This is a genomic window from Mesorhizobium sp. P3_A9 (assembly GCF_056402975.1).
This window is the reverse complement of sequence record NZ_JBFUGJ010000416.1, coordinates 1-4683: the sequence shown is the minus strand read 5'-3', so window position 1 is coordinate 4683 and position 4683 is coordinate 1. Positions and strand designations below refer to the sequence as shown.

General features: G+C 61.9%; 6 protein-coding genes and 1 pseudogene. 2 read left to right on the top strand and 5 right to left on the bottom strand.

Going from position 1 to position 4683, the window contains the following annotated elements:
* Positions 1–86 (bottom strand): annotated as a pseudogene (locus tag AC1DX0_RS31420) (GNAT family N-acetyltransferase); the annotation flags it as partial.
* Positions 87–360: 274 nt separating this feature from the next.
* On the opposite strand from AC1DX0_RS31420, the gene AC1DX0_RS31415 reads away from it, so the two are divergent.
* Positions 361–1344, top strand: a complete 984-nt coding sequence (locus AC1DX0_RS31415; RefSeq protein ID WP_477358315.1) for a glutathione S-transferase family protein — start codon at positions 361–363, stop codon at positions 1342–1344.
* A 13-nt stretch (positions 1345–1357) separates the two neighbouring features.
* Here AC1DX0_RS31415 and AC1DX0_RS31410 read toward each other — a convergent pair whose 3' ends face one another.
* Positions 1358–1837 carry an ABZJ_00895 family protein gene (locus tag AC1DX0_RS31410; protein ID WP_477219850.1) on the bottom strand — a complete coding sequence of 160 codons (480 nt, stop codon included), beginning with the start codon at positions 1835–1837 and terminating at the stop codon, positions 1358–1360.
* Between the two features lie 66 nt (positions 1838–1903).
* Positions 1904–2401, bottom strand: coding sequence for an NUDIX domain-containing protein (locus AC1DX0_RS31405; RefSeq protein WP_477219849.1), 498 nt, complete (start codon positions 2399–2401; stop codon positions 1904–1906).
* A 71-nt stretch (positions 2402–2472) separates the two neighbouring features.
* Here AC1DX0_RS31405 and AC1DX0_RS31400 point away from each other — a divergent pair, with 71 nt between their 5' ends.
* Positions 2473–3402, top strand: a complete 930-nt coding sequence (locus AC1DX0_RS31400) for a metallophosphoesterase family protein (protein ID WP_477219848.1) — start codon at positions 2473–2475, stop codon at positions 3400–3402.
* Here AC1DX0_RS31400 and AC1DX0_RS31395 read toward each other — a convergent pair.
* On the bottom strand, positions 3386–3994 hold the full coding sequence (locus AC1DX0_RS31395) for a hypothetical protein (protein ID WP_477219847.1): 609 nt from the start codon (positions 3992–3994) through the stop codon (positions 3386–3388). The genes AC1DX0_RS31400 and AC1DX0_RS31395 overlap by 17 nt on opposite strands.
* 95 nt (positions 3995–4089) lie before the next feature.
* Positions 4090–4683 (bottom strand): alpha/beta fold hydrolase (locus AC1DX0_RS31390; RefSeq protein WP_477358313.1); only part of this gene is annotated, 594 nt, incomplete at its 5' end.

Genomic DNA, 4683 nt, shown 5'->3' with positions numbered 1-4683 from the left:
GGCCCGAAGGCTTCGTCATTGATGGCTTCGATCTGGAGGTCGTGCGCCGGGGTTTCCGGCAGGTATTTCACGTCGGCAAGGCTCATGGTCTTTGCGATCCGGTAAAGGAGGAAAGGTTTGCTGCAAACGGCAGCATTCGCCAGTCAGCGCTTCATCAAGCGCGGGCGCCCTTTCGTCGTCGGTCAAACCGGATCAAAGCAAAGTCGAACATGCGGAGTGTCCGCTAGCATCAATTTTCGACCGCTGCAATCGGCCTGATATGTCCGCCGTCTCCGTCAAGTGACGGTCTGTTCAACGCCTGACGTCTTCGACAGGGCAGCCTTGCGCCTACATTGCACGAAAGGACGCAAGGAGATTTGCATGGGATTGCTTGTCGAAGGCAGGTGGCAGGATCGCTGGTACGATACGGCGGACAATGGCGGCAGGTTCATGAGGACGCAGTCGCAATGGCGCGACTGGGTCACCGTTGACGGGGCGCCGGCCGAAGGCCGGACGCGCGGCTTCARGGCCGAGCCCGGGCGCTATCACCTYTATGTCTCGCTCGCYTGYCCGTGGGCGCACCGGACGCTGATCTTTCGCGCSYTGAARAAGCTCGARGGCRTCATYTCCGTCTCGGTCGTGCATCAYTTCATGGGMGCSAATGGCTGGACATTCCTGGCTGATGACGGCGCCACGGGCGATACGCTCTACGGCCTCGATTTCCTGCACCAGATCTATGCCAAGGCCGATCCCGCCTATTCCGGCCGGGTGACGGTGCCGGTGCTGTGGGACAAAAAAGAGCAGACCATCGTCTCCAATGAGTCTTCCGAAATTATCCGGATGCTCAATTCAGCCTTCGACGCATGGGGCGATGCAAGCCTCGACTTCTATCCCGAGCATTTGCGTAGCGAGATCGACCGCGTTAACGCGCTGGTCTATCCCGCGGTCAACAACGGCGTCTACCGCGCCGGCTTCGCCACCACGCAGCGCGCCTATGAAGAGGCGTTCGGCGAATTGTTCGCGGCGCTGGATACGCTGGAGGCGCGGCTGTCAAAACAGCGCTATCTCGTCGGCGACCAGATCACCGAGGCCGACTGGCGACTGTTCACCACGCTGGTGCGCTTCGATCCGGTCTATGTCGGCCATTTCAAATGCAATCTGCGCCGCATCGCCGACTATCCGAACCTGTCGAACTATCTGCGCGACCTCTACCAGGTGCCTGGTGTCGCCGGGACCGTGAACCTGCATCATATCAAGGCGCATTATTACGCCAGCCACGAAACGATCAATCCGACACGGATCGTGCCGGTGGGACCGGAACTCGACTATGGCGCGCCGCATGATCGAGGGCGGTTCGGAATCTGAAATCGCCGAGACCTTACCTGAAGGTCTCGGTGTTGATGCGCGCCTGTCTGGCAAGCTCCGCTTTCAGGAAATTCTTGCCCATGCGGCTGGAATAGCCCCAGGCGTTGATAGCGAAAACCACAAGCCCGGCAAGCAACAGGATGAAAACCCAGACGAGAGCAGGCATTGTATCGCTTCCCGGCATGGCTCCGCCCGCAACAGCAAGGCCTAAGAAAACGAATGAAAGCAGGCACGAGGCTAGAGACGAAAAAAGCGTTATCTTCCAATATTCTTCTCGATTGAAAAGCCGAAGGTTCCGCTTGATGAATTTATAAGAGGCGAAAGAGGTCGACCCGAACGTAATGGCGAAGCCGCTTGCATGGCTGAAGCTGTCCGGTAGCGACGGAAACAGCATCGCTATGCCGATAAAAACGGCGGTCAAGCCGACCATCATCAGACTATAAAAGCCGACATAGGGCCAAACGCTTACTGATTCTACTTGTTCGACATCCATGGAACCGCCCCCCGTGTATTTTCTTGATCAATACACCTCAAAAATTTTTAAACAGCTAAGGCAAGCTTACCAATAGGGCGACGCGGGTTCGTCCCCAAAAACCTCGGCGATGCGCCGCAGCGTTGCTGGCGTCGTATCCTTTGGCAAGCGATCGAGCGGGAAGAAGCCGGCCTCGGCGATCTCGTGGTCCGGCTGCTTCGGCGCCGTCTGGCTGAAGTGCTCGATGAGATAGAAGCCGACATGGTCGCGGCGGCTGGAGCGGCGGTTGAAATGCATCGAYTTCAGCAGCGTCGGCGCGTTCAGCGCGATGTTGCCTTCCTCTGCCAGTTCGCGCGCCAGTGCTTCGGCCAGCGTTTCGCCGACCTCGACGCCGCCGCCTGGAAGCTGCCAGCCAGGCACATAGGTGTGGCGGATGAGGAAAACGGAATTCGTCGCGGTGTCATGGACGAGGCCGCGCACGCCGAGCGTCATTGGCCGCCGCAGCAAGAAATAGAGGTGAAACAGCCTGGCCCGAAGCCCCGCCCATCCGGTCTGGCGGAAAGCGGTTTCAGGATCGTTCGTCATCGCTAGCGAAACCGTGGGTGGAAAGCCAAGCTTTTGTAGCAAGGAGGACGCGCGTCGCCTATGAAAGAAACATGTTCAGGCTCGCGCATATTTCCGATGTCCATCTGGGGCCGCTCCCCGATGTATCCTATCGCGATCTCGCCTCCAAGCGCGTGCTCGGCTACGTCAACTGGCAGCGCAACCGCCGCCGCCACATGCATGATGCCGTCATCGACGCCATCACCGCCGACATCAAGGCGCAGAATCCCGACCACCTCGCGGTCACCGGCGACCTGGTCAATCTGGCGCTCGACGGCGAGATCGAGATGGCCAAACACTGGCTGGAGACGCTGGGATCGCCGCACGACGTTTCCGTGGTTCCGGGAAACCACGACGCCTATGTGCCCGGGGCCTTTGACAAGGTCTGCCGGTCATGGGCGGCGTGGATGAGTGGCGACGGCGTCAACACGCCGGTCGACCGCAACGCGTTCCCCTATCTGCGCGTGCGCGGCAATGTCGCGCTGATCGGCGTCTCGACGGCGCGCGCCACGGCACCTTTCATGGCCAATGGTTTCTTCATGGAAGGGCAGGCGGAGCGGCTCGGCAAGATCCTTCGCGACACCGGCGGGCAAGGCCTGTTTCGCGCGATCATGATCCATCATCCGCCGGTGCGCGGCGCGGTCTCGCAGCACAAGCGGCTGTTCGGGATTTCACGCTTTCACAAGATCATCCGCCGCCATGGCGCCGAGCTTGTCCTGCACGGCCATTCGCATCTGCCGTCGCTGTTCTTCATCGGTACCAGGGCGGTCCGGATTCCGGTGGTCGGCGTCGCCGCCGCCGGCCAGGCGCCGGGCGGCAAGCATCCGGCGGCACAGTACAATCTGTTCGACATCGACGGCGAAAAGGGCAATTGGCGCATCCGCCTGACGCGGCGCGGCCTGACCGGGCCGGCGATGCCGCCTGCCGATCTGCAGACGCTGGAGATTGGCGTGCCGGCCGCCGCCGCTACGGCCGCAGGCTGAGCCCCATCGCCACGATGCGGTCCCAGAACAGGGCGACCGACACCGCCAGGCCGACCAGCGCGCCGGCGGCGACCAGGCCAAGGCCTGACAGGAAGGCCGACCAGCCCTTGCTGCGTTGCGGCGACCGCAGCGGCGGCTCGGCTTCCGCCACCGCGGCGCGTTTCATGCCGGCGGCCTCGACCCCGCCTTCCATCATCCTCTGCCGCTCGACGACGCGCTCGGCGACATAGCGCGTCACGGAATCGGCAACCGGCTTCATGTCGGTCGATTCGGCCAGCACCACACGGCCGATGCGGGTGTCCTTGAGGAAGCGGTAGGTGCGGCGATCGCGCCCCATCGCGACATGGCTGACGGCATCGATCCACAGGCGCGGCTGCAGCCCCGAGGAAACGACGAAGTCGAAATTGTCCATGTCGGCGGGAACATCGGCAAAGACGGGTGCAAGTTCGGCGGCCAGCAGATCGAGGCGCATGCGATGCGCCTCGCGCATGTCGACGACGACATCGTCGCGATCGGCGAAGGCGTTCTTCACATCACGGATGGCATCGGACAGTTTTCTTGACGGATCGATCTTTTCGCCTGCGTCCTTCATCGGCGTCTGCCTCGCGGGTTTGGTTAACACGGGGTTAACACAGCCGCCGGCAAAATGCACTGGCGAGATAGACGTGTCCGGGACACGCGAAAAGGTTAGCCAGTCGCTGCCAAATTCGGACGATGCGGCCTGGCACGGCGGTTCATGTTGCGGCGAACGATGTCGGCAACGAGATCGGGCGCTTCCTCGGCCAGCATGTGGCCGGCCTCCAGCACATGATGCACATGAAAATGCGCCGGCAGGTCATCCGCCTGGGTGGAGGGCAGCACCACATCGTCGGCACCCCACACCACCATGACAGGCATGTTAAGCCCGTCGAGACGGTCACGTGGGACAACGCCTTGCCGATCATCAGCGGTCATGGCGGCCGCGATTTCAGCGAGTTTCTGCACCTGGCCGGGCCGCCCACGCATCTCGCAAAGCACATCGACGATACGTTCCGAGGGCTGGCTGTGGGGGCTGGACATGGCGATAAGGCAGTCGCGAATCTCGGAGGAATCCCGTGCGCTGGCGTAGCGGCGCAGCAGCGGGCCATTGATCTCGGGGCCAAGCCCTCCCGGAGCCAGAAGCGTCAGCGAGGCCACTTTGTCGGGCTCGGCCAACGCCATCAACATCGCCACGGCGCCGCCCATTGAATGGCCGACAAGATGAATGCGCTTCAGTTTTCGCGCCGACAGATCGGCGAGAAC